The sequence below is a fragment of the Bacteroides sp. AF29-11 genome (assembly GCF_003602895.1).
GTDB classification, from domain to species: Bacteria; Bacteroidota; Bacteroidia; order Bacteroidales; family Bacteroidaceae; genus Bacteroides; species Bacteroides uniformis.
Genome location: NZ_QTLY01000026.1, coordinates 1 through 1,963 on the forward strand (window position 1 = coordinate 1; position 1,963 = coordinate 1,963).

Consider the following 1,963-nt stretch of genomic DNA (forward strand, 5'->3'; position numbering starts at 1 on the left):
TTGAAAAGGGACCCGGGTAGCATTTGAAACGTGTACCACCCGATAGGTTTTGCAAAGTTAATTAAATTTGTTTATTTATCATATCTTGTGTTTCTTTCATTCTGTACGATTTTCCCGTCATGTTCAGTAGAATCGCCTTGTGCGTTAGCCTGTCTACCATTGCTGTAACTAGTACTTTGTCTGCAATAATCTCGTCCCATCTGTTGAATGCGAGATTTGTTGTAATGACGGTTGTTTTCTTGTCAGTTCTGAGTGACAGATGGTTGAACAACATCTCCGCTCCCGCCTTGTCACAAGAAACGTATCCGAACTCGTCGCAGATGACCATGTCGTATCGTTCGAACTTGTTCTCGAGTGCCCTTAGTGTCATTGCGTTCCGGCATTCCCTTATCTGCGTAAGCAGTCTGGGCACGGAAGTGAACAGTACGGAGTATCCCGCGTTACAGGCCGCAATCCCCAAGGCTGTAGCCAGATGGGTCTTTCCGGTACCGGGATTCCCGTATAGTATAAGGTTGCGCCCTTCCTTGATGAAATCAAGTGTCTCAAGGTTTGGCAAGGCCTTCCGCGCTTCTGGCGGAAGCGCGTCCGTGTCTATTTCGTTGAGGTATCGCAACTGTGGGAACGCGGCATTTTTGATGCGATGCCGACGCTGGTTCTCCGAGCGGTTTTCTTTTTCCTGACGCAGGAGTTCGGCCGTGAACATCCACAGGTTCCATCGTTCATCAAGTCCTTGCTGTATAAGCAGGTCGATGTCGCGTCGTACCAGAGGGAGTTTGAGGTCGAAGGCATACGCACGTATCCGTTCGCGTATGGAGTCTTGATTTTCGTTTTGTTCCATTGCTATGCAATTTTTATGTTGTTAGACGGTAACTTTGTTTACAGGTTGTTGTGTGGCGCCACATCCGATCATCGCCGAAAGTGTGTCCAATGTCTGTGAGGCCGATTCTTCAATGGCGGTCTGTTGTGGATCGGACGGGGTCAGGGTGGCCGCGTCTTGACGGACGTTTGCGGTTCCATTGCCGTCACTGGCCAGCATCTCGGCGCTCAATTGTTCGGAAGACAGGCGTTTGAGTCCCCGGGAGGACAGACGGTCTGCCGCAGCCAGTATGTCGGCATAAGTGCGCTGGTTGTCACGGGTAAACACGAGCAGTTCGACAAACGATCTGGGAGAATCCGTAAAATGTTTGCGAAACAGTGCCGCCACGTCCGGGTGTACCTGTCGCATGGCCGTGGATCGTCCCAACGCCGCAGGCTTGCGAAGGAACGTGCCCAGATAGTGCATCAGGTCGATACACCAGTCACCGAGACGCCGGGAGCGTACATACGTGGCTACCTTGTCGCGACCGTCAAGCACGACAATACGCTCGGAATACATCTTTATGGGTACCTCCCGACCGACAAGCCGGTCAGGCACAGAGTAATGCACACCATCGACGGTAATGGTGGAATACTTCCCGACACGGGCATGCCGCCGCTCAAAGCAGCCCATGTCACCGTGGTCAAGCGGCCGCAAAGCCGCAATATCGGCCTGTACGCGCTCCTTCTTCTCTTGCGCAGACATGTTGGAAGCCTCCCCGTTGAGCCTGTCACAGACCTTGTCAAGATGACACTGCGCCTGCTCCAGCGAACCGAAACGGACATCATAGGCGAAAGCCCGCCGGCGGATATGTTCCACCGAACGCTCCACCTTACCTTTCTCCCATCCCGAACGCGGATTACAGAAATGAGGGGTGAAACAATAGTGGAGTTCCATGCGGCGCAGGGCATCGGTATGTTCGCGCTCCTGTCCAAGGAACTTCTTGACGGCCACCCGCATGTTATCGTAGGCCATTACTTGCGGCGTGCCCCCCAAAGCACGGAAGCAGTTGCGGTGTGCTTCCATCAGGGCCAACGTGTCCTCGCGGGAGAACAGGTATGCCCGCCGCAGGTTGCTATGGTTCATCGTGAACACGGCCATGTGCAG

2 protein-coding genes are annotated in these 1,963 nt (G+C 53.5%); both read right to left on the reverse strand.

Translation table 11 applies throughout. The features are described from left to right. Nucleotides 1-61: 61 nt before the first annotated feature. A complete protein-coding gene (istB, locus tag DWZ03_RS19825; protein WP_016272400.1) occupies nucleotides 62-838 on the reverse strand; it encodes an IS21-like element helper ATPase IstB in 777 nt (258 codons plus the stop codon). A gap of 21 nt (nucleotides 839-859) precedes the next feature. After that, on the reverse strand, nucleotides 860-1,963 hold a 1,104-nt coding region (locus tag DWZ03_RS19830; protein ID WP_243634978.1), incomplete at its 5' end, for a Mu transposase domain-containing protein.